The organism is Clostridium grantii DSM 8605 (assembly GCF_900129965.1).
GTDB lineage: Bacteria > Bacillota > Clostridia > Clostridiales > Clostridiaceae > Clostridium_AF > Clostridium_AF grantii.
The window spans coordinates 200,516-224,876 of the sequence record NZ_FQXM01000003.1; the positions used below are offsets into that span (position 1 = coordinate 200,516).

Annotated in this window: 22 protein-coding genes; 3 read left to right on the forward strand and 19 right to left on the reverse strand. The window is 29.0% G+C overall.

The features are described 5' to 3' along the window. Positions 1-6 precede the first annotated feature (6 nt). The 12 genes from BUB83_RS02940 to BUB83_RS02995 form a co-directional block, all read right to left on the reverse strand. A complete protein-coding gene (locus BUB83_RS02940; protein WP_073336866.1) occupies positions 7-675 on the reverse strand; it encodes a sugar transferase in 669 nt (222 codons plus the stop codon). 384 nt (positions 676-1,059) lie between these two features. Beyond that, the gene (locus tag BUB83_RS02945) at positions 1,060-2,382 is read right to left on the reverse strand and encodes an aspartate kinase (protein WP_073336868.1); all 1,323 of its coding nucleotides are present in this window, start codon (positions 2,380-2,382) and stop codon (positions 1,060-1,062) included. A gap of 85 nt (positions 2,383-2,467) precedes the next feature. Next, positions 2,468-3,670: a pyridoxal phosphate-dependent aminotransferase gene (locus tag BUB83_RS02950; RefSeq protein ID WP_073336870.1), complete on the reverse strand. Its 1,203-nt coding sequence runs from the start codon at positions 3,668-3,670 to the stop codon at positions 2,468-2,470. 182 nt (positions 3,671-3,852) lie between these two features. Next, positions 3,853-5,160: a uracil-xanthine permease family protein gene (locus BUB83_RS02955; RefSeq protein WP_073336872.1), complete on the reverse strand. Its 1,308-nt coding sequence runs from the start codon at positions 5,158-5,160 to the stop codon at positions 3,853-3,855. A gap of 652 nt (positions 5,161-5,812) precedes the next feature. Continuing rightward, positions 5,813-7,432, reverse strand: a complete 1,620-nt coding sequence (locus BUB83_RS02960) for a complex I subunit 5 family protein (protein ID WP_073336874.1) — start codon at positions 7,430-7,432, stop codon at positions 5,813-5,815. Next, positions 7,432-7,788: a sodium:proton antiporter gene (locus BUB83_RS02965; protein WP_073336876.1), complete on the reverse strand. Its 357-nt coding sequence runs from the start codon at positions 7,786-7,788 to the stop codon at positions 7,432-7,434. Before BUB83_RS02965 ends, BUB83_RS02960 begins: the two co-directional genes overlap by 1 nt. 4 nt (positions 7,789-7,792) lie before the next feature. Next, positions 7,793-8,497, reverse strand: a complete 705-nt coding sequence (locus BUB83_RS02970; protein ID WP_073336878.1) for an MnhB domain-containing protein — start codon at positions 8,495-8,497, stop codon at positions 7,793-7,795. Next, positions 8,494-9,054 (reverse strand): Na(+)/H(+) antiporter subunit B, encoded by a 561-nt coding sequence (locus BUB83_RS02975; RefSeq protein ID WP_073336880.1) that lies wholly within the window; start codon positions 9,052-9,054, stop codon positions 8,494-8,496. The genes BUB83_RS02970 and BUB83_RS02975 overlap by 4 nt, the downstream gene beginning before the upstream one ends. Positions 9,055-9,087: 33 nt before the next feature. Beyond that, a complete protein-coding gene (mnhG, locus tag BUB83_RS02980) occupies positions 9,088-9,375 on the reverse strand; it encodes a monovalent cation/H(+) antiporter subunit G (RefSeq protein WP_073336882.1) in 288 nt (95 codons plus the stop codon). Between the two features lie 22 nt (positions 9,376-9,397). Next, positions 9,398-9,655 carry an MrpF/PhaF family protein gene (locus tag BUB83_RS02985; protein ID WP_073336884.1) on the reverse strand — a complete coding sequence of 86 codons (258 nt, stop codon included), beginning with the start codon at positions 9,653-9,655 and terminating at the stop codon, positions 9,398-9,400. Between the two features lie 21 nt (positions 9,656-9,676). Further along, positions 9,677-10,177, reverse strand: a complete 501-nt coding sequence (locus BUB83_RS02990) for a Na+/H+ antiporter subunit E (protein WP_073336886.1) — start codon at positions 10,175-10,177, stop codon at positions 9,677-9,679. A 74-nt stretch (positions 10,178-10,251) separates the two neighbouring features. Beyond that, complete coding sequence (locus BUB83_RS02995) at positions 10,252-11,130, reverse strand: fumarylacetoacetate hydrolase family protein (protein WP_073336888.1); 879 nt, start codon at positions 11,128-11,130, stop codon at positions 10,252-10,254. Between the two features lie 128 nt (positions 11,131-11,258). On the opposite strand from BUB83_RS02995, the gene BUB83_RS03000 reads away from it, so the two are divergent. Further along, entirely contained in the window at positions 11,259-12,092 is an 834-nt protein-coding gene (locus BUB83_RS03000; RefSeq protein WP_073336890.1) for a YihY/virulence factor BrkB family protein, read from the forward strand. Between the two features lie 3 nt (positions 12,093-12,095). Here the strand turns inward: BUB83_RS03000 and BUB83_RS03005 are convergent, their stop codons facing one another. Together BUB83_RS03005 and BUB83_RS03010 are read right to left on the reverse strand one after the other, a co-directional pair. After that, positions 12,096-13,592, reverse strand: coding sequence for a sensor histidine kinase (locus BUB83_RS03005; RefSeq protein ID WP_073336892.1), 1,497 nt, complete (start codon positions 13,590-13,592; stop codon positions 12,096-12,098). Then, positions 13,593-14,270: a response regulator transcription factor gene (locus BUB83_RS03010; protein ID WP_073337071.1), complete on the reverse strand. Its 678-nt coding sequence runs from the start codon at positions 14,268-14,270 to the stop codon at positions 13,593-13,595. 265 nt (positions 14,271-14,535) lie between these two features. Between BUB83_RS03010 and BUB83_RS03015 the strand changes: the two genes are divergently transcribed. Continuing rightward, on the forward strand, positions 14,536-15,777 hold the full coding sequence (locus tag BUB83_RS03015; RefSeq protein WP_084133376.1) for a S1C family serine protease: 1,242 nt from the start codon (positions 14,536-14,538) through the stop codon (positions 15,775-15,777). 64 nt (positions 15,778-15,841) lie between these two features. Here the strand turns inward: BUB83_RS03015 and BUB83_RS03020 are convergent, their stop codons facing one another. The 4 genes from BUB83_RS03020 to BUB83_RS03035 form a co-directional block, all read right to left on the reverse strand. Then, positions 15,842-16,765, reverse strand: a complete 924-nt coding sequence (locus BUB83_RS03020) for an ArsA family ATPase (RefSeq protein WP_073336894.1) — start codon at positions 16,763-16,765, stop codon at positions 15,842-15,844. A 24-nt stretch (positions 16,766-16,789) separates the two neighbouring features. Continuing rightward, positions 16,790-17,089: a DUF7990 family protein gene (locus BUB83_RS03025; protein WP_073336896.1), complete on the reverse strand. Its 300-nt coding sequence runs from the start codon at positions 17,087-17,089 to the stop codon at positions 16,790-16,792. A 91-nt stretch (positions 17,090-17,180) separates the two neighbouring features. Then, on the reverse strand, positions 17,181-18,782 hold the full coding sequence (locus BUB83_RS03030; protein ID WP_073336899.1) for a carbon starvation CstA family protein: 1,602 nt from the start codon (positions 18,780-18,782) through the stop codon (positions 17,181-17,183). A 59-nt stretch (positions 18,783-18,841) separates the two neighbouring features. Further along, positions 18,842-19,345, reverse strand: a complete 504-nt coding sequence (locus tag BUB83_RS03035) for a DUF8052 family protein (protein ID WP_073336901.1) — start codon at positions 19,343-19,345, stop codon at positions 18,842-18,844. A 386-nt stretch (positions 19,346-19,731) separates the two neighbouring features. On the opposite strand from BUB83_RS03035, the gene BUB83_RS03040 reads away from it, so the two are divergent. Next, on the forward strand, positions 19,732-21,735 hold the full coding sequence (locus tag BUB83_RS03040) for a fructose-1,6-bisphosphatase (RefSeq protein WP_073336903.1): 2,004 nt from the start codon (positions 19,732-19,734) through the stop codon (positions 21,733-21,735). Positions 21,736-21,817: 82 nt separating this feature from the next. Here the strand turns inward: BUB83_RS03040 and pflB are convergent, their stop codons facing one another. Then, positions 21,818-24,046 (reverse strand): formate C-acetyltransferase, encoded by a 2,229-nt coding sequence (gene pflB / locus BUB83_RS03045; protein ID WP_073336905.1) that lies wholly within the window; start codon positions 24,044-24,046, stop codon positions 21,818-21,820. Between the last annotated feature and the right edge of the window lie 315 nt (positions 24,047-24,361).

The window sequence follows — 24,361 nt, forward strand, 5'->3', positions numbered from 1 at the left end:
CCTTTCTTATTTAGCCCCTTCTTTACTTATTACAGTAGTAACAGTTTTTAGAATAATAATAACATCTCCAATAATAGTTCTATTGTCGATGTAATCCATATCCATTTTTACTCTTTCCTCGTAGGTTGTATCACTTCTACCACTTACTTGCCATAAGCCGGTCAAGCCTGGTTTTACACTTAAAAATTTTGCCGCAAATTCACCGTATTTTTCTAGTTCAATCTCAATTATTGGTCTTGGACCAACTAAAGTCAATTCTCCCTTTAATACATTCAAAAACTGCGGTAGTTCATCTAAACTTGTTTTCCTTAATTTTTTACCTAGTTTTGTAATTCTAGGATCATTTTCCAATTTAAAGTTCTCTTGAAACTCTTTTTTTTGTTCAGGTGATAAACTTTCCAACATTTTTTCTGCATCACAAAACATAGAACGAAATTTGTAAATTTTTATATACTTTCCATTCATACCTAATCTTTTATGTGAAAAAATCGCTGGTCCTTTATCTTCTAATTTTATTGCTATTGCAATAATAATAAATATAGGCGAAAATAATATCAACCCTGCAATTGACCCTAAAATATCAATAGTTCTTTTTAAGAATAAATATACTATGTTCTTTTTTAATACTTGACTATCACTATTAAATTTAAAAGTTAAATTATTTACTTCATTCATTTTAATACCCCCAATTAATTGAATCTTTGTAGCTACCCATTATATTACTTTACTAAATTCATCTTAAGATACCCATCTCTTAGATGTGTTAAAATCACTATGTGATTATAACATACTTTAGTTTTATTTAAAATTTAATTTTATATGAATTTATTATTATATTTATATATATCTTTTATGTCTATATCTAAATAAGTTTATAAATCTTATCTCCTATTATACATTATTTTATATTTTTATCATATAGCAAATGCTCCTATGTTATAAATTATTCATAATTGGCCTGAAAAAAATACATTTTAAACCTTTTTATGATTTTTTTATTAAATAAATAAAGGGATAATATATTTAAATTATCCCTTTACACTATATATATATTGTTTTTTATTCAAACTCCCTATAAATAGCTCTTATAGCTTTCTCAAACTCATGATTCTCAACACCAACTATAATATTCATTTCACTAGATCCTTGATCTATCATTCTAATGTTAACACTTTCTTTAGCAAGTGCACCAAAAATCCTTGCAGCCACACCAACTGTTTGAGCCATTCCTCTACCAACTGTTGCGATTAATGCCATATTAGGAATAGCTTGAAGAGAATCTGGATTACAAGTCCTTTTAATTTCTTTTATAATTTTATCTAATTTACCTTTTATTTGAACATCGTCTACAATAACAGACATAGTATCAATACCAGAAGGAGTATTTTCATAAGAAACTCCATGGCTTTCTAAAACAGATAAAACTCTTCTTCCAAAACCTATTTCGCTATTCATGAGAGTTTTTTCAATAGCAAGTACTGTAAAGTTCTTTCTACCTGCTATACCTGTAATAGCTCCTATAGAATCACTTTTATTTTCACCAACTATCAATGTACCATCGTCTTCTGGTTTATTAGTATTTCTAATATTGATAGGTATTCCATCTTCTAATACTGGGAATACTGCATCTTCATGAAGTACGCTAGCTCCCATATAAGATAACTCTCTTAGTTCTTTATAAGTGATTTTAGCAATTGGTTTAGGATTCTCTACTATTCTAGGATCTGTCATAAGAAATCCTGAAACATCAGTCCAGTTTTCATATAAATCTGCTTTTACCCCATGTGCAATAATTGAACCTGATACATCAGAACCACTTCTTGTGAAAGTTTTAATCTCATCATCTGGCATTGCGCCGTAGAAACCAGGGATAACTACACCTTTTTCTCTACTCTCTTTTACAAGCACTTGATATATAGCTTTATCTGTAGTTTCTGAATCATAATAGCCTGATTCATCAAATTTTATTAACTCACAAGCATCTACAAAATCAAAACCAAGAAAATCTGCAAGTATTAATCCATTCAAATATTCCCCTCTACTAGCAGTATAATCTGCGCTAGCACCATTAGTAATATTTTCTTTTACTTCTTTTAAGTATTTTTCTATATCTAGTTCTAACTCTAAATCTTTAACTATTCCCAAATATCTTTCTTCAATTAATCTATAAACATCATTGAAGGGAATTTTTTGCTGCACGTGAGCATGACAAAGATAAAACAAATCTGTTATTTTATAATCCTCACTACATCTTTTCCCCGGCGCAGATGGTACAACATACTTTCTACTTTTGTCCTCAAGTACAATATTTTTAACTTTATTAAATTGTTCTGCATTAGCTAAAGAACTTCCCCCGAATTTTGCCACTACTAGTTTTTCCAAAATTTACACCCCTTTTATTCAATTAAAATTTGAAAATTGAGAATTAAGCAACCTTCTCCACTCTCCATTCTCAATTCTTCATTACTTATACCGTTCTTCCTGGGTATTGTTTCAACCCTTCTCTGATAATGTTCATTGCTTTTTTAATATCTTCTACATTTAATACATAAGCTATTCTCACTTCATTAATTCCTGCTCCTGGAGTTGCGTAGAAACCTTCTCCTGGCGCCATCATAACTGTTTCTCCATTTATATCAAATTCACTTAATAACCAAATCACAAATTTTTCTGCATCGTCTACTGGAAGTTTAACCATAGAATAAAAAGCTCCTTCTGGTCTGCTGCAAACAACGCCTTCCATTGTACTCATTTCTGCATATAATGTATCTCTTCTTTTAGTATATTCTTCGTTAACTTCTTTAAAATACTCATCAGGTGTTTCATATAAAGCAGCTGCACCTACTTGTTCAAGTTCTGGTACTGAGAGCCTAGATTGACATAATTTATAGATTTGAGCTATTACATCTTTGTTTTTAGATATTATACATCCTATTCTTGCGCCACAAGCTGAATAACGCTTTGAAATACTATCTATAATAATTAAATTTTCTTCAATACCTTCCATAGTTCCAAAACTTACACATTCACTACCTTCATATACAAACTCTCTATAAACCTCATCAGCTATAATATAAATATCATTTTCTTTAGCAATATCTGATATAAGTTGAACTTCTTCCTTTGTATATACTGTTCCTGTAGGATTTCCTGGATTAGGAAGTAAAATAGCTTTTATTTTAGGATTATTTTTAATTACTTTTTCAATTTCTTCTTTAGCTGGTAAATGAAATCCATCTTCTGCTTTAGTGGAAACAGCTACTACATCTATTTCTAAAGCCTTAAAAATAGTATTATAATTTGCATAATACGGTTCCACAACAAGCACTTGATCCCCTACATCTGCTAAAGCTAATAATGTAAGTAATAAAGCCTCACTACCCCCGCAAGTGATTAATATTTCCTCAAATGCATACTCCATACCATATCCGCTATAATAATCTTTTATAGCATTTATAAGCTCTGGCATACCATTTGATGGTACATATTTTAATACCTCTGTTTTATAATTCCTAATTGCTTCAAAAAACAAATCTGGTGTCTTGATATCTGGTTGCCCAATATTTAAAGGATAAACCTTTTTACCCTTGCTAATAGCCCCATTAGCATAAGGTATTAATTTTCTAACAGGTGACGTCCCCACCCCATTAATTCTATTAGAACACTTCATCTATAGTACCCCCTATTTACATATTTAATAAATTATATTATTTAATGATGCTAATTACAAGGGGTTTTTCAAAAGTAAGTATAAATATTCACTGCTAACTGGATTTTATTCAAAACAAAACGCTCTTTTCCTAGTAATACAGAAAAGAGCGTTTTTATTTTATTATAAAATTGTTATTTTAACTAAGCCTTTTCAATTTTATATACAAGTCCTAATATTGCATTTAATATAACTCCACTTAAAGCTGCTAAACTTAAACCTGTTAGAATTAAATCAGGATTACTACTTGATAATGGAATTCCAATAGATATTCCAAAATATTTAGCTAAATAAGTTGTTCCTAATCCAACTACTATTATCGTAGCCATTACAATAACATTTTTAGTAGTATATTCAACATTATTATCTTTTAATATTCTAACCCCTATAAAAGCTATCATCCCAAACAACATAAAGCTGATTCCACCCATTACTGGCACTGGAATTGTTCTTAATAATCCTCCTATTTTAGCTACAAAACCTAAAACTATTGCGAAAATAGCTGCTAATCTTAGTATTGAAGGATCATAATTTTTTGTAATTGCAAGAACCCCTGTGTTTTCTCCATAAGTTGTATTTGCTGGTCCCCCTATGAATCCTGCAAACATAGTAGCAAGTCCATCTCCTAATAAAGTTCTGTTTAAGCCTGGATCTTCGATAAAGTTTTTACCTACTACTGAACCATTAGTAGTAATATCTCCAATATGTTCCATGAATACTGCTAATACAACTGGTGCTATTATTAATATAGCTCCTATATCAAATTTAGGTGCAGCAAAAGCTGGTATAGCAACTAATGGTGCGCTTGTCATTGCTGACATATCAACTAGTCCCATTAATGATGCTACTGTATATCCTATAATAACTGCTATTAGAATTGATAATTGTCTTGCAAAACCTTTTGCAAATTTATTTATTAACACTGCTGATGAAAAAGTTATAATTGCTAAGTAAATCTCTGGAGTACTAATAGCTATTGCTGAACTTGAAATACTTAACCCTGTCATATCTATTGCTACTGGTAATAAGCTAAGTCCAATTACAATAATCATTGGGCCAATAACATGTGACGGTAAAATTTTATTCAAACGATCAACGCCTATTTTATTTATAACTAAAGATAATAAAACATAAATAAGTCCCGCTACTATCAAACCACCTTGTGCATAAGCTAAACTACCAAATTGTTCTTTTACCATTATGATAGAGCCTATAAATGCGAAGGAAGAACCCAAAAATACTGGTACTTTTTTCTTTGTACAGAAGTGAAATATTAAGGTTCCGCACCCTGCGCAAATTAAAGCAACTGCTGGATCAAATCCAGTAAGAATCGGAACTAATACTGTTGCACCAAACATTGCGATTAAGTGTTGAAGTGCTAAAACAACTTTCTTAGAACTCTCAAAACCCTTTGATACTTCTTTTGATTTTCCTACTACGTTTTCTGTCATAAAAAAAGCCTCCTCTTTCCAGTCTCACTGGACTGAATTAAAAATTTATATTTTTTGAAAATAAAAAAACTTCTTACCTACTGATAAGAAGTTATATTCGCGCAGAATAAGACTCATAAAGTCTTTGTTCAATATAATTATCTTACCAGCCTCACAGGACTATTTTAAAGATTTCTATTTTCTTGTTCATTATAGCACAGCATTCTTCAAGAGGCAACCTGTTTTTTTCTTCTTTATTTTCTCAAAAAAATATTAATAGTGTGTATATTATCTGAGTATCGGGGTATCATAATAAATGTCAGAGGGAATTGATTAAAGATAGATTTCAGAGATAGCAATGAAAGTATGAAACTAAGTCTATGATTTAATTTTACTGGAGGTGTCTCTATTGGAAATCGGCGATACTTTAGAATAAAGTAGCTTGTTGTAAGTTTTTAGTTAAAATAATCAGCTTACATGTAACACTTTAATCAACTCCTTCTGTTTAACACTATATAAAGGGTAGACATTTTTGTCTACCCTTTTCACGTATTCTTTCAATTATAATGTAAAATGTAATTTGTATATATTTAGCTTTATGCTATCATTGGATTTTTCTCTTATTTATTTTTCACTTTATTAGTACAATAGAGGGTCTCATAGAAACTGAACTCTATGCAAAAGTTAGTATTGTGAGCATAAAGAAAAAGAAACTGATTACAGAAATACAAATACCATTGAAACTTAATTCTATTTCTCTAACCTTATGCAAAAACTTCCATTTCAAAATTACAAATTTATAGAAAAAGAAACCTGCTATTAAAGTTAGTAAATATACTTCTGCTTTGTGAAGATATGATTGTAAGGTTATATGTATCTTTTGATTAAATAATATGTAAATTATTTTTTCTCCAAATACTCCACCTAAGAAACATACCATTCCAAGAAAAAGCACCACAATAGTTCTATTTAAGTTTATATTTTTATTTCTTCTAAACTTTATTGGAAAATTAGTTTCTTCTTTTTTGCTATAGAATATGGATGAGTATTTTATAAAGTAAGCTATTGTTCCAAAGTTTACTAATAATATTGCATACTCCATATAAGTTCCTTTTGTTGCACTTTGAATTAAATATTTAGAAATACTCCCATTAAAAAGTGGCGCTCCTGTTATCCCTAAAATTGCAAGTATAGCGGCTATTGAAACAAAGGGCATTCTTTTAAATACTCCTTTAATTTTATAAATATCTCTAGTATTGTACTCTTCTATTATTAATCCCGCAGTCAAAAATAAAGTTGACTTAAATATGGCATGATTGATCATATGATAAATGGCACCCCAGTAAACGTATCCTTCACCCAATGTTAATCCAATCATAATCAACCCAATTTGAGATACTGTAGAATAAGCTAATATTAATTTAATATCACTTTGGCAAATAGCTAGGAAAAATCCCGCAATTCCTGTAAGCAAACCCATTATCAAAAAAAGTTGTGAGGTGTCCAGCACTGGTGAAAACATAAATTGAACTCTTATAAAAAGGTAAATTCCTGTTTTTACATATAATCCTGATAAAATTGCCGAAACTATAGAAGGTGCACTAGGCGTTCCATGGGCTTTAGGTAACCAACTAAACAAAGGCATAAGTGCTGATTTTAATCCTACAGCTGTTATCATAAGAGCATAAGGTAATATAAGTGATTTTTTATTTTCAATTAAATACATTTTTTCATTGATACTATATATATTTAATACTCCAAACATTTTATATAAATATCCTATTCCAAACAAAAAGAAAGTCATAGCTGCTATATTTACTAATAAATAAAGCATTCCATCATAGATTGATCTTTTATCTTTTTTGAACATTATTAAAACACTAACTACCATGGTGGATACTTCTAATAAAACATAAAGATTAAACAAATCCTCACTAAATAATATTCCAATTATTAAGGACTGGAGAATTAAAAATAAAAATAGGAATAAGCTATTTATGTAATGTTTATCATAACTAAAAATAAGCATAGCTAGAAAAAGAAATAAAGTTAAAGTAACTAAAATTGTGGACAGCAAATCTGCTCTCAGTGCAATTCCTATATTAGCATTCCAACTGCCTAAGTTTTGAATTATTGTGCCATTATTTCTAACATAAATAAAATTTTTAATGGACAAAGCCAATAAAATTCCTTGAAATCCTATAAAAGCAAGCTTTGTATTTCCTCTTGGAAATAAGTAAAAAAGTGTAGCTATCAAAATAGGTTCTAGAATAAAAATATATAAATCTATCATCATCTCCCCACCCTTTTCTTTTTAACTTTTTGCCAATTGGTTGTTCCATATTTATGATATAAAGTAATAAACATTGTTAATGAAACTGCTGTAACTGCCACTCCAATAACTATTGCTGTTATCATCAAAGCTTGTGGCAAGGGGTCTGCAACATTATTTCCAAGATTTTTTCCTATAGGTGCAATATCCCCTATATTAAAATTGATTGTTACAAAGAATAAAATTATTGCAGATTGAATAATACCAAAAGATATAATGGTTCTTATTATATTTCTTCTAGCCATTAATCCATAAAATCCAATAAAGAATAAAATAATACTCACTGTTTCTCCATTAATATATTCTAAAAATTTCATCACATCACCTACTTTCAAAGAAAACAAATCTATAAAAAACTATTGATAAACCGCAGAATACTTTTATCCCAATTAAAGTATTCATAAAAATCAAGAATGGAACATTTAAGAAATTATATCGGGTTAATAAACCCCCAAAGGAAAATATTATTCCAGTTGAAATTATTAAAAAGAAAAGTATTTTCTCAGTTTTATATAAAAATTCAGCATGAATATCGTTTGTTGGCATTACTAAATATTTTATTATAAAAACAGAAGCTAGTACTGCTCCTCCTTGGAAACCTCCTCCTGGAGATTTGTGACCATTAAAAATTATATAGGCTCCAAATATTAGTATGAAGGGATATAAAAATCCTCCCATTGAGGTCATTAATTGAGATTGCTCCAAATTTTCTTCCCATACTTTATTCACATCTTCATCTTCAAGGTGATCATTGCCATCATGTCTGGAAAAATGAATTATTCCAATAACACTAACCAGCAACATAAGGGCTTCAAAGAAAGTATCATATAATCTATAATTAAGATAAATTCCGGTGACCACATTTTCAGCTCCTGTATCTATTAAAGCTGAATTGGTGTAATAAGTTATAATTTCGTTAGGTATTATTTCTGAGTTTTTATAGTAAAGAAATAAAACAAATAAAGCTATTATTAATAGATATGTTCCAAGAAAGATTCTTCTATTTTTAGATTTATTATTTTTCATAATACCTCCTCCTGAGAAACTTCACTTTCTTGCATTTCTTCAATTTCGTAATTAAGGTTTTCATCACAATTAAAACAAATAAATTTTTCTAATCCTTCTAATAAATAATTGTCATTAGTGCCATAAATGGTTATTTCATTATTATGCTCATGCACTATCAAATCATAATCGTGCTCTGCTTTAATATGTTCAATATCTTCATTAGTATAAATAACATGAGATTCCAGTTCTTTTTCTTTGCAAAAACTGCCTATAACTTTGAAAAGATTTTCTCTTTTTTTTAATCTTTCTCCAGATTCTTTTTCATATCCATTGATAGCAATATAGTAAATAGAAAATACTCTATACTTTTGGAAAGCAACTAAATATAGAATAGTACTTAAGGTACATCCCATTACTGCCTCTGCAATTGCAACATCTGGCGCGCTATAAATCAAATAACAAAATGAACTTATTAATGAGAATATGCCCATATTAATTATAGCCACCCTGAGTTTTTCTGTGTTAATCGCTTTAAATGCAAAAATTATAGATAAAATCAAAAATATTTTAAGCATAACTCTTTTCTTCCTTTCTTATTTTCTTTATAATTACTTTTCTTTATATCCACTTTTATAAGCGGATTTAACTATAGAATGGGTTGCTACTGGATTTATTATCATTGCAATTATTAATATTAATACTATTTTAATAGAAAAAAAGTTCATTCCTTCTTTAAGAATAATTCCTGTTAATATACATATAAATCCTACAGTATCTATTGTGGAAGCTGATAAAGCCCTAGGATAAAATTTTTTGAATCTAAACAGCCCAAAAACTCCAAAAAACATAAATATTAATCCAATTATAATAACTGCATTTCCTAAAATATCTATCATAAAGTCACTCCTTAGAATTGTTCTATATTTTACCTTTTTTCATTATAAATCTTGAAATAAACGTTATTGAAATAAAGCCTAAAAGAGCAAATACAATAGCTATATCTAAAAGAAAAGATTTTCTTTCATAAAAAGCAAATATAACTACTAACATGATTATTTTTGAAGAAAATAAATTTAATCCAAGTATTCTATCCCATATTGAGGGTCCATAAATTATTCTTATTAAACTTCCAATTCCCAGCAAGGTTATTATCATCATAACTATAATTTCAAACATTTATCCACCCCATTTTTTATATTAAAAACTTTTTTTACTAGCTTTTATTAACAATCTTTCGAAATCTCCCTTTATAATTTCCCCTGCTTTTTCACTATCATCAGTGGTAGGATTTATCCACAAAACCTTTAAGTTTTTGCCTGTATTTCCCACAGTTATTGTGCCGGGTGTTAAAGTTATTGCATTGGCTAATAGTGCTATATAAAGTTCATTATCTAATTCCGTTTTTATATCTATAATAGTATTATTTTCTTCTCCCTTAATAATAATAGGTAGTATCTGAAATCCAGAAGAAAAAATCTTATATATTAAATACAAATAAAATTTCACTAAAAATAGAAAGTTAAACCTATAAGTTTCACTAAATGGTTTCTTTAATATAAATTTACGGGTAATAATTAATGCTACTAAACTTATACCAATTCCTATAATTATATTTAAGAGTTCAATTTTTTCATTTAAAACAACCCAAAATAATGTAGTTGCAAAAACAGCTCCAATTAAATGAATATTTTTTTTCATTACAACACCCCCAAAAGAATAAAACATAGTGCACAGTACTTTCGGCACTATGTTTTAACTTTTAACATTTCACTTTATTTAACCATATTGCTCATTTCTCCAATTCCTTCAATGACACATTTAACCACATCTCCAGCTTTTAAGAATTTGTTAGGTTTAAATCCCATACCCACTCCTGAAGGAGTTCCTGTGGCTATAATATCTCCCGGTTTTAAAGTTGTTCCTTTTGATAAATCACTTATTATATAATTTATATCAAAGATTAACTCTTTTGTATTTGAATTTTGTCTTAGTTCACCATTAACGTAACTTTGAATATTTAATTGTACTGGGAATTTTATATCACTTTTATCCACTAGATAAGGACCTATTGGGCAAGTATTATTTAACCCCTTTCCTCTAAACCATTGCACATGCTTTGTTTGAAGATTTCTTGCGGATACATCATTTATTATTGTGTATCCAAAAATATATTCTTCCGCTTTCTCTGGTGGAATATCCTTTCCTTCCTTGCCTATTATAATTCCTAATTCCACTTCATAATCTAATTGTGAAGTTAATTCTTGGTGAAGACTAATGACCTCATTTGGTCCCACTGGCTCATTAACTAATTTAAAGAAATAAATAGGGAATTCCGGTATACCATTCTTTAAATCCATAGTTGATGGAACTTCTTTTACATGTTCTTTATAATTTTTACCTAAACAAATCACGCCACGTGGAATTTCTTTTAAAGGAGCTTTTAAATCAACATTTTTTAAAGGAATTCCCTTAACCTCATCTTTTAATTCTGTAATGATGCTTTCATATTTATTGTGAAAATTCTCAATAAATTCGGTGAAATTTTTTGGACAATTTTCTTTAAAAATTTTTTTAAAAGGTATTACTGTTTCTTCATTAATAAGAATCCCCAAATCTTCATTTCCTTCATAATTAAATCTTAAATATTTCATTAGTTGTACCCCCATTTATTTATTTGTAGTAAAACTTTATTGATAATTTTTATTTATACTTTAGATTTTTGTACTAATTTTTGTACTAATTTTTGTTGTTTTAATTTATACTAGATTAAAGGATATTTATGAAAACACTAAAAAGGAGAAAAACTTTGACCTACATAAATTTTATAAAAATATTAGTTAAGAAATTAGATGATGATGATATTTTTGCTTTAAGTTCTCAACTTGCTTACGGATTACTTTTGAGTTTATTCCCATTTTTAATATTTCTTTTTACTATCTTTGGTTATCTTCCTTTGGACAGTTCAGAAGTATTAGTAAGCCTTAAGGCTATTTTACCTTTAAATGTTTATGAATTAATTTATTCCACTGTTGTAGAACTTTTTGATTCTAAAAAAGGAAATTTGCTTTCTTTCTCTTTAATTGTTACTATTTGGGCTTCTTCTACTGGCTTAAGTGCAGTTATTAAGGGTTTGAATAGAGCCTATAAAAGCAAAGAAACTAGATCCTTTATTGTTTTAAAACTTTCCGGCATCATTGGAACTTTAGGCTTAACTTTTATGATTATCATAGCTTTCTTTTTACTTGTAGTTGGTAATATTATAGGTTTAAGACTTACTATTTGGCTAGGATTTAATATAAACTTCAATTTATTTTGGAATTTAATGCGATATATTCTCGCTTTAATATTGATGATTTTTATTTTTGCAGTTGTATACAAAGTAACACCTACTGTAAAACTCACCTTTGAAGATGTTTTTCCTGGTGCAATTTTTGCTACCATTGGTTGGTTATTATCCTCACTTGGGTTTGCATACTATGTAGATAACTTTGGCAATTATTCTATGATTTATGGTAGTATAGCCACTGTTATTATTTTAATGATCTGGCTGTATATGAGTTCTTTAGTGATTTTAATAGGGGGAGAAATAAATTCCATTCTAAATAAAAAATAATTTTTATTTGTCTAAGGAAAAATAAAATTTAACCCCTTTTTCTGTATTTTCCACCCCAAAAGTGCTTTTGTGTAGTTCTAGTATATTTTTAACTATAGCGAGTCCTAAACCTGTACCTCCAAATTTTTTATTACCCGATTTATCTATTTTGTAAAATTTGTTCCATATTTTATTTTTTTCTTCTTCTGGTATAAAGCTTCCTTCATTCTCCACTTCAATAAATATCCGACTTTTATCATCTTTAATATTTACATATATATTTCCATCTTGTTGTGTATGTCTTATAGCATTTGTAAAAAAATTATTTATAACCCCTTCTATCCTTTGAATATCAGCTTTTACTAAAATCTCTTTTTCATAAAAATCAGTTATTAAATTTAATTTTTTATCATTTACTTGAGAAGTACTCATTTTTTTAATTATTTTGTTTATTAAAGGAATAATATCAAATTCCTCTATATGTAATTCTATATTTCCAGATTCATATTTGGATAGTTGAAGCATATCCGCCACCATTACTTCCATTTTTCTTGCTTCATCTAGTATTACATCTATATAATAGTCTTTTTCCTCATCTTCAAATATTCCATCTTTAAATCCTTCTGCATACCCCTCAATAAGAGTTATTGGCGTTTTTAACTCATGAGAAATTGAAGCAATAAATTCTCTTCGCATTTTTTCTATTTTCTTTTCTTTTTCAATATCAATTTTTAATTTTTTATTGGATTTTTTCAAGGAATTTAATGCTAATTCTAAATTTGCTGATAAAAAATTCAAAGTTTCTGCCAATCTTCCAATTTCATCTTGGCTTGTAACTTCACATTTTTCTGAAAAGTCTAATCGTGACATTTTCTTTGCAGTTTTTGTTACTTTTCTCAAAGGTCTTGAAACCATTCTTGAATAAATTATTGATAATATTAAACTAATTACAAAAGCAACTATATAAAAATACATATAAAAATCTGAAAGAGTTTCAATTGTATCACTAACTTCATTTAAAGGAGTGATTGCAAATATTGTTTTCACTTGAATTCCATTCTTTTTTATGGAAGAAACACAAACTAAATGTTTAAAATCATAATTTTTATTATTTACTGTATAAGTTATAATATCAGTAGCAGTTTTTAAATTATATGCATTATTTGAATCATTTCTCCATTTAGTTATTATTTCTTTAACATCATTTATTTTTGTTATATCATTTTTTTCATCATAATATTTTGTTATATAGCTCATGGTACCATCATTTTCTAATACTACAATCTTTGAATCCTCATTCTTTTCGAATTCATTGATTAAACCAATAGCTTTACTCCAATCGTCCACATAATTATAATATTGAAATTCAAATTTTTTAAGTTTTGTTTCAAACTCTGTGGTTTTTCTCCAAATAAAATATCTTTCGAAAAATAAAGATTGAAGTATTAATTGAGTTACTATAAATAAAAGAAAGAAAAATACAGTAACCATAAATAGCTTAAAGCTTATATTTTTTCTCATTTATTTCACCTCGAATCTATAGCCACTACCCCTTATTGTTACAATATGTTCAGACATATCTCCCAACTTTTCTCTTAATCTTTTAACGTTAGTATCTACAGTTCGAAGCCCTCCAAAATAATCAAAGCCCCAAACTTTATCAAGTATTGTGTCTCTAGATAAAGCAATACCAATATTCTTTGTAAAGAATATTAATAAATCATATTCTTTAGGGGATAAATTTATTATTTCATTATCCACACTTACTTCATGAGATAAATTATTAATTTCCAATTTATCATATTTTATTATTTCATCTATATTGATTTCATTTATAGTTGTTCTTTTTAACAGTGCTTTTATTTTGGCCACTAGCACTTTTGGACTAAAAGGCTTGGTAGCATAGTCATCTGCCCCTAGCTCATAGCCTAGTAATTTATCATCCTCTTCTGCTTTTGCAGTAAGTATTACTATAGGTACTTCTGATTCTTTTCTTATAGTTGTACACACTGTCCATCCATCCATGTAAGGCATCATTATATCTAGTACTATTAAGTCTACGCTGAACTCTTTAAATTTCTTTAAAGCTTCTACACCATTTTCTGCTTCGATGCATTGATACCCTTCTTTGGTTAAATATGCTTTTATCAGCTTTCTAATTCTTTCTTCATCCTCAACTAATAATATAGTTTTATTCAATTTATAACACCCACTTTTATCACAGTCTTTTTTTAATTTTACCATATTCCTTTATCAGTTCACAGTGTTTTAGCTTGATAGATGAATCAATTTTTACTTCGTTCAAAAATAGTTTTCATATTCATAATATTTCTGTCAACAAATTGTCACACAAAGAACTTAATATATTAATATAACATAAGGATATATAAAGTATACTTTTGAAATGTTTTACTTTTTATGTCATAATAAACTTATATAATGTATCAAATAGGAGGCATTAATTATGAACGAAAATTACAATGAAAATTACAACGAAAACTCTAGTGAAATGGTAAATGAAACTACTTTATCTCTTAGTACTCAAACTGAAGAAAATACTATTTCAGCGACTAAACACAATAAAACAAAAACTAAAAAAAGTGGCTTTGTCCATTACATAGTTTTTGGTTTAATATGTTCTATGTTAGGCGGAGTAGTTTCAGCTGGTGCTACTATGTATTTTTACCCTCAACTTAACCCTAATGTTGTTTCAAATAACTCAATTAACAATACTACTCCAAAATCTACAACATCATCTGCAACCTCAACAAACTATATACCTTTATCCGTTTCCAATATAGCTCAACAAGTTGGACCTGCTGTAGTAGGTGTTTCTACCACTTCTTCTTCAGCTTTTGATGGATTTGGGTTTCCTAATCAAGGTGGATTTGGTTCTGGTATAATTTTTAGTGAAGAAGGATATATCCTTACTAACTATCATGTTGTAGCTGGTGCTAAAGAAATAAACGTTATTTTTAACACCACAAGCGATAGTGATAATGAGAAAACTCAACATGCTGCTAAAATTGTTAATTATAATGAAGAGCTAGATGTGGCAGTTATTAAACTTGAGGATAATGTAACTGTACCTGCCGTTGCACAATTCGGTGATTCTAGTAATCTATTAGTAGGAGATCCTGTAGTTGCAATTGGAAATCCTTTAGGTGAAGAATTTCTTGGCACAATAACCTCTGGTATTGTAAGTGCTTTAGACAGAGAAGTTACTGATGAGAATAGCAAAACTCAAAAATATATTCAAACAGATGCTGCAATAAATGCTGGAAATAGTGGTGGCGCTTTAGTTAATATTTATGGCCAAGTTATAGGAATAAATAGTGCAAAAATAGGTGGTACCAATGTAGAAGGTTTAGGCTTTGCAATACCTATAAACGATATAGAACCTTTACTTGAAGATTTATTAAAACCTATAATAACTCTTGGAATATCAGTTAGAGAAATCACTGAAGAAATGTCTAAAAAATATAATTACCCTGTTGGTATTTATGTTCATGAGGTTTCTGAATTTAGCGCTGCAGAAGTTGCAGGACTTAAAAATGGTGATGTTATAGTTGGTTTTGACGGAAAAGATATCAAAACTTTAGATGAATTAAATAAAATCAAACAAAGTCACGCCATAGGTGATGATATTGAAATAAAAGTATCAAGAGATGGAGAAATTAAAACTTTAACACTTAAATTAAAATAATAAAATAATAATTTTTAAAAGAACTTATAAAAGTTGATTTAAACTTTTTAAGTTCTTTTATTTTTTAAAAAAATTCCGCTATTTCCTTTATATTTGTTGCTCTCATATCTGAATTTAACATAGGTAGTTTAACTAAATTTTTTCCTTTGAAAGATTCACTAATTTCTTTCAAATACCCTTCTTCTTGATTTTTTTTATTTTTAAAAAATTCATCACTTATATCTTCTGGTAGAATTCTATTTATTACTAAAGTATCCACATGAATCTTATATTTTTCTAATGTGTCTACTGCTTTTTTCGTTTCTTCAATAGGCAATTTTTCTGCATTTAAAACAAAAATAAAACTCATTTTTTTATCATCTATCAATATTTTTTTTGCTTTATTCACATTATCTAATCTTTTCTTTAAAATAGTTACAACTGCATCCTCTTCTATATCTTTTTTATTTTTCTTTCCTGCATTTTTAGCCATTTGCATTAACCCTAAAGCTTTTCTTCTTTTACCAATAAGAGTTTCAAGCCAAGCTCCTAACAATTCTGGAAGGGAAATAAGTCTTATTGTATGTCCAGTTGGTGCAGTATCAAATATGATTTGATCATATTCTTCATATTTTTCATTAATGATTTCAATCATTTTATCAAAAAGAGCTGCCTCTTCTGTTCCTGGTGAAACGGCTGCGGCATCAATCTGCTTTTTTATTTCTTTTACTATAATAGGACTTACCACTGTTTTTAAATTAGCTCTTACTCCTTCCATATATTTTTTACTTTCATATTCCCCATCTACTTCCAAAGCATCTAAATTATTTTGAAGATTTATAATTTCTTTACCGATATTTCTTTCAAATATGTGTGTTGTAGAATGTGCTGGGTCTGTAGATACAAGAAGTGTTTTTTTACCCCTGTTAGCGCTAGCTACTGCAAAAGCTGCTGAGCATGTAGTTTTTCCTACTCCACCTTTTCCTCCGAAGAATACTATTTTGTTCATGAATTTTCTCCTTCCAATATAATCTTATGCGTCTAAATCATAATCTCCCCAACGCTCACCCCATACTGATTTTCTATCTAACATCCTTTTTTGCCAATGTTCCAAATCATCTGCAATATAAGGTAGAATTTCAAGGGTATAATATGAAGTTGGGATAGGCAAACCTAGTAAATCTCCATAGCAAAGTAAAACAAAATTATCCATTTCATTGTGAGCTTCTTTTTCTAATATAGCACTTGACTTTCTATTAAAATCAGAGGCTGCTCCTAAAAACAACTTTAAATCCACGAAAAATTTCTTGAAAGTATATTTTTCTTCTGACAATAAAAAAACTCCCTTTCCTTATTAAATAATAAAGCTAACGCAAAATTACGTTAGCTTTATTATTTGCATTTTTTATATACTTAAACCAAAACTATTCGTCTTTTAGTGCTTTAATACCTTCTGCTATTAATACAAAAGATAATCCCAATAATGCCACTGCTATAATTATAAGCACAATATTTGCTGCAAAACCTGCAGTTATTTTAGTATATATTAGTATAACTAAAGCAACTATTGTTACCGCAAACATGAATACAGTAGGAATTGTTGCCATTCTATACTCTTTTCCACTCTTTTTCAAGAAAACAGCAAGTGAAAGTAAAGCTAATGCAGCTAACAATTGATTTGCTGATCCAAATATAGGCCATACCGCTGCCCATCCTTTAAATGTTAAAGCTCCACCTAATACAACAGTAATGATTGTTGCAACATATTTATTTGTAAATGGAGATTCTTTTCCACTACCATTATCCAACATTTCTTGGAAAATAAATCTTCCAAGTCTTGTTGCAGTATCTAGAGATGTTAATGCAAAAGCTGAAATAGCTAAAGCTGTGAAACTTTTACCTGTTTCAAATGGCAATCCAAAACTTGTCATAAAATCACCAAGACCTGATGAGAATACATTAACAGCTCCGCCAGCACTTAATAGCTCTTTTAATTTATCTCCACCAATATATGCAGCAGTGATAATTGCTAAAGTAGCTAGTACACCTTCTATCAGCATAGAACCAAAACCAATAATCTTTATATCTTTTTCGCTATCTATTTGTTTAGATGTTGTTCCTGATCCAACTAATGAGTGGAATCCTGAAATGGCACCACAAGCAACAGTTACAAAAAGCATTGGGAATAACAAATTACCTTTTCCTAAATTAAAAGATGTTACAGCTGGTAATTCTATTGTTGGGTGCATAAGAACAACACCTATTGCTCCCCCTAATAACATTGCATATAATAAAAATGAGTTCAAATAATCTCTTGGTTGTAATAATATCCAAACTGGCGCAATAGATGCTATTGCGATATAAACTAATAAAATAATTACCCATACGTTATAAGATAATGATAATGGGAACATTATTCCTAACCAAATACATACAAATAATAAAACTACTCCAATAACGGAACTTAATAAAAGTCCAGCGCCTTTTCTATAAACTAAAAATCCAAAAGCAACCGCTAAAGCCATAAATAATAATGAAGATGTAGCTGCTGAAGGTACTGCTGTAAATGTACTAGCACATATAGATGTAAATGCTGCAATTACAAGTAATAATGTAAGCCAAGCAAACAATGAGAAAAGATTTTTACCTTTTCTACCCATACTTACACCTATAACTTCTCCAACTGATTTCCCATCATGTCTTACTGATGCAAAAAGAGAACCCATATCATGAACTCCACCAAAGAAAATACTTCCTATGATTATCCATAACATAACAGGTAGCCATCCAAAAACTGCTGCCCCAATTGGACCAACAATAGGACCCGCACCAGCTATTGATGAAAAATGGTGTCCAAGTAAAACTGGAGCTTTTGCTGGAACATAATCTACACCGTCAGTTCTAGTGTGAGCTGGTGTAGGTCTTTTATCGTCAATTCCCCACTTCTTGCATAGCCAACTACCATAAGTAGCATATGCTATAACAAAACATACAATAGAAACAAAAATAAGTACTAAAGAATTCATAATAAACCTCCTTGAATTTTTTTATAAAAATTTAGATTCAGTAAAATCTAAATTGTTATCTAGTTGTTAAATAAAAATTTTTTTCCGTCTTTTTTCCCAAACTTATTTGTATAAATTTCATTGGTATTTAAATCAATTACAATAAGTCTGGTATTCATCCATCCATTAAAACCAAAATTAAAATTCTTGAACAACTTAAAACTCTTTGTTTCTTTTATTATTTCTTCAGTTAACCCTCCCGATATAGTAAAAATAACATTAATTATGCTACTCATATGTTCTTTATCTAATTGCAATAATTCATTTGTATTATTTAATATATATTCTTTTATTTCCCTGGAAAATCCTTTATGTATAGATTGGTTTATGTTTTTATAAAATACATATTCATTGCTTTTATATGCATAAATTTCAGCTTTTTTTGATAGCATATACTTTGCATTCCTGGAATTAAAATTTGCATAAATATCAAATTTATTGTTTATTAACTCCTTGTCCAAAGAAACATCAAAATAAGCTTCCAGGCTATCTTTTAATTTAGACTTATATTCTAATGAATTCATAGATACTATACCCCCACATTTTGTAAATGTTATCATTTTAATTTATCATATTTTATTAATATGTCGGTAAATTTATATTATGAATTTAATTTTCACTAAATTTATGATTAATTATTCATATAAAATTTCACCAAACTACATTTACATTATACATTATTAGAAATACAATAACAATATAATTTGTTCATTTTTTGTTAATACTTTCTTTTTTCTTTTACCAAATATCTAGCTTGTAATATCCCTGAAATTTAATTATGACTTTTTATTAAAAAGTGTATACTTATTTTTTTTTTTATACTATACTTTATTTGTATAGCATATATTTTAATTGTTTATCATATTTGTCATTAATTGACGAATATATATTTTTATCTAAGGGGGATTCCATGACTTATTTCGACGAAAAGAACCTTGAAGCAATCATTTCAGATTTAAGATACTTAGAACTATTATCATCCAAGTATCCCAGTATTTCAGCTGCTTCAACTGAAATAATTAATCTTCAAGCAATATTAAACTTACCTCAAAGTACTGAACATTTTATCAGCGATATTCATGGTGAGTACGAATCATTTACACATATGCTAAAAAATGCTTCTGGAGTTATCAAAAGAAAAATAAATGAAGTTTTTGGAAATTCATTAAGAGAAAGCGAAAAAAAGACCCTTATAACACTTATATATTATCCTGAAGAAAAATTGAGTCTTATAAAAGAAAATGAAAATGAAATATCAGATTGGTATAAAATCACTCTTCATAGGTTAATCGATATTTGTAGAATAGTTTCTTCTAAGTATACTAGATCAAAAGTTAGAAAAGCACTTCCCACTGATTTTGCTTATATCATTGAAGAATTACTTCATGAAAGAGATGAAAAAATGGATAAGCAGAAATATTATAATGGAATAATTGATACCATTATCGATATTGATAGAGCGGATGAATTTATTATAGCTATAGCCTCTGTTATTAAACGCTTAGTAGTTGAACGTCTTCATATAGTTGGAGATATTTATGACAGAGGACCTGGTGCGGAAATCATAGTTGAAGAGCTTATGAATCATCATTCTGTAGATATACAGTGGGGAAATCATGATTTATTATGGATGGCCGCTGCTGCTGGAAATCTTAGTTGTATTGCAAATGTACTTAGAAATTCTTTAAGATATGGAAATTTAAGAACTTTGGAAGATGGTTATGGTATTAATCTACTTCCACTAGCTACTTTTGCCATGGAAATTTATGATGAAGATTCTTGTACAAATTACATACCTCATAATCCAACCAAGAAATTCACTAAAAAAGAAAAAAAACTTCTTTCTAAAATGCATAAAGCCATAACCATTATCCAATTTAAGTTAGAAGGTCAAATTATAAAGAATCATCCTGAATTCAATATGGATGATAGATTGTTATTGGATAAAATTGATTTAGAAAAATCAACAGTTTTGTTGAATAATATGGAATACCCAATAAAAGATAATTTTCTTCCTACATTAAATAAAGATAATCCTTATGAGTTAACTATTGAAGAAGAACTTTTAATAAAAAAATTAAAACATTCATTTCTTAATAGCGAAAAACTTCAAAGACATATTAGATTTCTTTATAGCAAAGGTAGCATGTACTTAATTCATAATTCAAATTTACTTTTTCATGGCTGTATCCCTTTAAATGAGGATGGCAGTTTTAAAAAGGTTATTATTGACGGTGATTATTATAAAGGTAAAGACTTACTTGAAAAATATGATTCAATTGCTCGAGAAGCTTATTTCTTTAAAGATGATATTGTATCTCAACATAAAGCTATGGACTTGATTTGGTATTTGTGGTGTGGGACAGATTCGCCTCAATTTGGAAAAGATAAAATGACCACTTTTGAGCGCTATTTTATCGCTGATACAAAAACCCATCACGAAAAGCTAGGGCTTTATTATACTTATAGAAATGAAGAAAGTTTTGCCAAAAGACTTTTGTCCGAGTTTAACTTAAACCCTGATAAATCTCATATAATTAATGGTCATGTGCCCGTTAAATCTATTGATGGTGAAAGCGCAATTAAAGCTGGTGGAAGATTATTAGCCATAGATGGAGGTTTTTGCAAAGCCTATCAACCTGAAACCGGAATTGCTGGCTATACTTTAGTTCATAATTCTTATGGTCTTTTATTAATTTCTCATGAACCTTTTGACTCCATTCAAAAAGCAATCCATGAAGATAAAGACATAATTTCTTCTGCTATCATATTAGAGAGAACTCCTATGAGAAAAAGAGTTATGGATACAGATAAAGGAAAAGAACTACAAAAAAGCATCAAAGAAATCGAAATGCTTTTAATTGCTTATAGAAATGGGTTAATTAAAGAGCCTGGAGCTTTAAAAAATAATTAACAGTTTTAATATCAGTGGACAGTTTAGGATTAAAAGATAACCCAATTTGACTGTCCACTGTTTTAGCTAAACATTTCAGTTTTTAATTTGTTTTATGATAAGTTCTACTTATTACTTCCATTTTTTGTTCTTTTGTTAATCTATTGAAGTGTACTGCATATCCTGATACCCTGATAGTTAACGATGGATACTTTTCCGGATGATTCATTGCATCTATAAGCATTTCTGGGTTAAGTACATTTACATTCAAGTGATGGGCTTTTTGAGAAAAATATCCTTCTAATATATTTACTAATTGCTTAGGTCTATATTCTTCTATTTTCCCTAAAGCTTCTGGTACTATAGAAAAAGTATTTGAAACCCCATCTTCACACACATCTTTATATGGTATTTTTGCTACTGAGTTTAATGCTGCCAGAGCGCCACTATTTTCCCTACCATGCATTGGGTTAGCGCCTGGGGCAAAGGGTTCTCCTGCTTTTCTTCCGTCTGGAGTTGAACCAGTTTTCTTTCCATATACAACATTAGACGTTATAGTTAATACGGATAAAGTGTGTTTAGCATTTCTATAAAGTTTATGCTTTTTTAGTTCTGATATAAATTTTTCTACTAGTTCTACTGCAATTGAATCCACTCTATCGTCATCGTTGCCATACTTTGGAAAGTCACCCTCAATTTCAAAATCTACAGCTATTCCATCTTTATATATCGGTTTAACTTTAGCATATTTAATGGCACTTAGAGAATCTGTAACCACTGATAATCCTGCAACTCCAAAAGCCATTATTCTTTCTACATCAGTATTATGAAGAGCTAATTGACCTGCTTCATAAGCATACTTATCATGCATATAATGAATTACATTCATAGTATTTGCATATAGTTCAGCTACATTCTCTAATACTTTATAATATTTCTCTTTTATGTCTTCGTAATTTAATACATCTTCTTTAACTAGTTCAATATTAGGAATTACCTTTATATTTATCTTTTCATCTTTTCCCCCATTTATAGCATATAACAATGCTTTAGGAAGGTTACATCTAGCTCCGAAAAATTGCGTTTCATATCCAAGCTTCATAGCCGAAACACAACAAGCAATAGCATAATCATCCCCATATATTTCTCTCATAAGAGAGTCATTTTCATATTGAATAGAATCTGTCTCAATGGATATTTTGCCACAATACTCTTTAAATTTTTCCGGCAAATTATTGTCCCATAATATGGTAAGATTAGGTTCTGGAGAAGATCCTAAATTAATTAAAGTGTGTAAATATCTAAAAGAAGTTTTAGTAACAAGCGTTCTGCCATCTAAGCCCATCCCCCCAATTGACTCTGTTACCCAATTGGGATCTCCTGCAAATAAATCATTATAATCTGGTGTTCTTAAATGTCTAACCAACCTTAATTTTATTATAAATTGATCAATTAATTCTTGTGCTTCTATTTCAGAAATTAAGCCTTTAACAATGTCTCTTTGAATATAAATATCTAAAAAGGTGCTGGTTCTCCCAAGAGACATTGCTGCTCCATTATTCTCTTTTATAGCTGCTAAATAACCAAAATAAAGAAATTGAACTGCCTCTATAGCATTTTTTGCTGGAACACTAATATCAAATCCATAAGATTTAGCCATGTTTTTCATTTTTTCTAAAGCTTTTATTTGTTCGCTAACTTCTTCCTTAAGTCTCATAACTTCTTCATTCATAGCCATATTTATTAAACTAAAATCTTTTTTCTTATCAGCTATCAATCTATCAATACCATATAAAGGAATTCTTCTATAATCTCCAATTATTCTTCCTCTACCGTAAGCATCAGGCAGCCCAGTTAATAACCCTGTTTTTCTCGCTAATTTAGTTTCTTCTGAATATATATCGAATACGCCTTGATTATGAGTTTTTCTGTAATTCGAAAAAATTTCATCCATTTTTTCGCTAACTTCATATCCATATTCTTTTAAAGCTCTTTCCGCCATTCTTATTCCACCATATGGGTTTATCATTCTTTTTAATGGTGCATCTGTTTGAAGTCCAACTATCTTTTCATTATTCTTATCAATATAACCTGGCTCAAAATTATCAATACCTGATATGGTATTTAAATCAATATCTAAAACACCTTTTTTTAGTTCTTCTGCTAGTAATTCTTCACATTGTGACCAAAGAGTTTTTGTAGCCTCACTTATGCTAACTAAAAAATTTTCATCTCCTAAATAAGGCTGGTAGTTATTCTGAATAAAATCTCTAACATTAACTTCCTCGTTCCATTTACCTTTTTTAAAATCTTTCCACTGTTCTAAATTCATTTTATGCCTCCTTAGTTTTTACTAATCCAAGCAAAAAATAAACGACCGCCTGGACAAGTTGCCCAGGCGGTCGGCATTTATAGACAAATCTTACATAAACTTAATTTACTCATGTCCAAAATCTCATGTTTTTGCGAGTTATGGACTTGAATAAATTTATAGTTGAAGTTGTTTGTCTATTTAATTACACTCCCATAGTGGTTAATTCCACATATCTCCGCCAGTCGTGTAATCTTTTAAATAAATTTATTTTATACTGTCATAGTAGCATTATATAAATATAATGTCAATGAAGAACATTGGATTATTTTTATA